We start from the raw sequence: 3,766 nt of genomic DNA on the forward strand, positions 1-3,766 counted from the left end.
GCCGCTGGAGGAGACGATCACGCAGGGATAAAGGTTGGCATTGATCTGCTTTGATTCGGCCTGCGTGCTGGCAAAAGTAAAGCCGTCCCATTCCAAGGGCGAGCCGTAGCGAGAGATGAGGCGCCGGGCCTCGTCGCTGAACTCCTCGCTATGCTGGAGGTAGACGCGCACGGCGCCGATAGCCAGCGGTCTATCGGAGAATACCGGCACGCGCGGCGCCTGCCCGGATTCCATCAACTCCTTGAGGATGAACAGCAGCTTCTGGGTGCGCTCGACGGCGAATGCGGGGACGACTACAGAGCCGCCGCGCTCCACCGTCTGGCGCACAAGACGGGCGAGTTCAGGGCGGACGTCGGTGGTGGGGTGGAGCCGGTTGCCGTAAGTAGACTCCATGACCACGAGGTCGGCAGGCTCGCCGTCGGCGGGGCCGGAGTGCACCACGCGTCCGGGCGCAAGCTGGGAATTGCTGACGCGCCCGATGTCACCGGTGAAGAGCAGACGCGCGGCGCGGCCGTTATCGCGCAAAGTAATCTGCGCCATGGAAGAACCCAAGATGTGCGCAGCCGGCACAAAGCGAAACGACAGCTGCGGGCTGATGTCCACGGTTTGGCCCATAGGAACCGCGCGGAAATACCGAAGCGACTGCTCGGCCTCAGCGAGCGTGTATAGCGGCAGGGCGGGGGTGTGCTTGGAGCTTTTGCGCTTGTTGTGGAAGGCGGCGTCTTCTTCCTGGAGGTGACCGGAGTCGGGCAGCAGAATGCCGCACAGGTCCACGGTAGCGGGAGTGGCGTAAATCGCGCCGCGAAAGCCTTCCTTCACCAGGCGCGGAATCCACCCGCAGTGGTCGAGGTGCGCGTGCGTGAGGATGACCGCGTCGATTTCGCGCGGCGGCACAGGCAGGCGCTGCCAGTTGCGCTCACGCCACTCCTTCTGTCCCTGGAATAAACCGCAATCAATCAGGACCTGCAATCCGCCCTTGCCGCCAGGATCGGCTGAGGTGTTGATCAGGTGCTTGGAACCGGTCACTGTGCCGGCCGCTCCGAGGAACTGGATGTAGGGCATTGGCGCTCCGCGTTAGCAAATGGCAATTGGCAGTCAGCAATTGGCAGTTGGCCATTAGAGGTTAGCATTCGGTGGTCAGCAGTCCGCCAGGAGAGGCGTTTTTGTCGCTACTGCGTGCCAAGTGCTGAATGCTTTTTCACCTCGGCGTTTCCGGCTGTCGAATCGCGAGACGGTTGTTTTCCCGATTCGCCTCAGGCACGCTGCCGTCGTTGATGATGACCTCGTCTGGCGGCGCGGCAATCTCAATTCGTGTAACGGCTTTGGCCGCGCGGCGAACTTCCAGCCGTTTCTGCTCTTCTCCCTGCTGCGCGCGGACTCGCACCGGCACCTCAGCTCCGGCGGCTCCGGGATTTTCAACGGAGACGGTCACTACGTAGCTCCCGGTCAGCGTGGCCCGCGGGTATGCCGATTCGACGCGGAAGTCGGGGAGGCCGCGGTCGCGATAGACCCAATCGTCGAAAAACCATTCCAGGTCGCGCTGCGACTGCGCGGCGAAGAGCCGCTGCACGAACGACGGCTCCTTGTCCTGCGCCGCGACGTATGCCTTCAACACGCGCGCTAGGGTTGCGTCGCCGAGCATGTCGCGCAGCATCCACCAGACGTACATTCCTTTGATACGCGGGTAGATTTCATCGTAGGACGAGGCGAGCGCCTGCCCTTGCGCGCAATCCAGTGGTGGAGGGCTTTGCGGAGCGGAAGTGCTGCGTTCGTTCTGGGGCGGGGAGGCCGCAGCGGACTTCGGCTGCGCCGACACCGGAGCGTTGGCGGAGCCGCACGCCTGACGCTCCGCTTCGACCAGCGCGGGCAGTTGTGCAGTCATGAAGTCGAGCGCCGCCCGCCGCCCCTGACGGCGCTCGTGTAACAACGCTTGCCCGAACTGCGCCAGGCCTTCGTAGATCCAGGGCCGCGGCGATGGGAATGCCGCATGCACGGCCTGGTGAACCAATGCCAGGTCCAGCTTCGCGGGTTCAGTCGGGCCGAGGGGTGTGAACAGCATGGCCCCGCTCTCAAAGGGCGCAGCGTTGGCTTCGTTGAGCTCCACGATCTGCACGCGCTCGCGCGCTGCGCCCAGCCACACGCCGACGAACGGCTGCACGCGCTCGATGGCGGCAGCGTAGTCGGCGGCATATTGCTTGTGATCAGCGGCGTAAAACACAGTGACGCCGGTGCGCTGCAGCGCTTCCAATTCGCCAACGACGAACGTGGGCACGGTGAGGCCAAGATTGCTGAAGCGATACGTGGTGCAGCCGGTTGCGGCCATGCCTTCGGCGGTCTTCTCAGTGCCGTGCTGCCCGAAGCTTTCGGCCTGGCCGTTGGCGATGACCGTCAGCCGTGTCTCGGCCGCTTCTTCGGGATCCACTTCGGCGATCCAGCAGAACTTTACGCGCATGCTGGCCTGCGCCTCGCGAGCCTTCCACTCGCCGACTACGGCAAACAGGCGGTTCTCGGAGAGGTTCGCCGCTTCCATGGCGACGGGATACCACGCCACGTGACCCACTCCGCGCACGGCGGTGAAGAATTCGCTCACCTGGTCCCATTCGGTGCGCGCGGCAGCTTCGGTGGGCGCGCCAATGCGAGTAAGCCGCGTGGCATCGGCGGGAATGGTCCCACTGTAGCCGACGTCGAGTTCCACGGACGCTCCCGGGGCGAGCGGCTGCGGAAGGGTGACAATCGCCTCGCTGACGGCTCCGGTGTGGTCAAGGTCCGTGGTGTAGGGCTGAGTGACGTACTGCACCGGCTTTCCGGCGATCTCTACCTGGCGCCAGCCCAGGGTGGAGGAAATTTGCAGCGGTACCGCCGGTTGGGGTTGGCTGGAGAGATTCCGGATTGTAACTTTTCCCCGAGCGGCAACTGCCTGCGCTGCCGGATCAATGCGCAGCTCGAAATCGTAATAGGAGAAGCTGAAGTGGTTGCGATCGAGGGCGGCAGCGGACAAAGGAAGCAGCAGCACCAGAAAACACAAACCGCACAGGAGCTTCATTTCTGAATGCGCCCCTCGGACTTGGCGCCGGCGCTTTCCACATCAGCGGCCGCCACAGGAGCAGGCGCCGGCCGCGCTGACTTCGCGACCCGCCGCTGGCGCGCGACCTCGAACATCACCACGGCGGCGGCGACCGACGCATTCAGCGAAGGCACGTGTCCGTGCATGGGGATGCGGACCAGGAAGTCGCAGTGGCGGCGGACTTGCTCGTGCAGGCCCTTGCCTTCGGCGCCGACCACGAGCGCGCAGTCCATGTTGTAGTCGAGCTGGTCGTAAGCTTGCGTGCCGCGCTCATCCAATGCGATGACCCAGATGTTGCGCAATTTCAGCTCCTCAAGCGTGCGGCTGATGTTGGTGACGCGTGCAATGGGCACGTGCTCGGAGGCGCCCGCAGACGTCCTGGCAACGGTAGTGGTCACGCCCACGGCGCGGCGCTCGGGAATCACGACTCCGTCCACGCCGGCAGCGTCGGCGGTGCGCAGGATGGCGCCGAGGTTGTGGGGATCCTCCACTCCGTCCAGCACGAGGATGAATGCGTGCTCGCCGCGGCGGGAGGCAAGGATCTCGTCGAGGTCGCTGTACGCCTTCTCTGAAGTGACCGCGACCACGCCCTGGTGACGCACGGTGCGCGCCAGCCGGTTCAGCTCCTCACGCGGTAGCTGCCGGACGGGCACACCCAACTCGCGGCACTGCTCCAGCACGTGCTGCATGCGTCCGTCGTGG

Annotated in this window: 3 protein-coding genes; all 3 read right to left on the reverse strand. The window is 64.8% G+C overall.

All coding sequences use genetic code 11. The features are described from left to right. Positions 1–1,062, reverse strand: a 1,062-nt coding sequence (locus VFA60_00005; protein HZQ90156.1) for an MBL fold metallo-hydrolase, incomplete at its 3' end; no start/stop codon positions are given. A gap of 136 nt (positions 1,063–1,198) precedes the next feature. Further along, entirely contained in the window at positions 1,199–3,043 is a 1,845-nt protein-coding gene (locus VFA60_00010) for a hypothetical protein (protein HZQ90157.1), read from the reverse strand. Beyond that, positions 3,040–3,766, reverse strand: a 727-nt coding sequence (gene rlmB, locus VFA60_00015; GenBank protein HZQ90158.1) for a 23S rRNA (guanosine(2251)-2'-O)-methyltransferase RlmB, incomplete at its 5' end; no start/stop codon positions are given. The genes VFA60_00010 and rlmB, both read right to left, overlap by 4 nt.

This window comes from Terriglobales bacterium (assembly GCA_035651995.1).
Taxonomy (GTDB): domain Bacteria; phylum Acidobacteriota; class Terriglobia; order Terriglobales; family Acidobacteriaceae; genus DASRER01.

Bases quoted from the DNA above. Each gene is read 5' to 3' on its own strand.
- VFA60_00010 (HZQ90157.1), bottom strand. From the start codon at position 3,043: ATGAAGCTCCTGTGCGGTTTGTGTTTTCTGGTGCTGCTGCTTCCTTTG.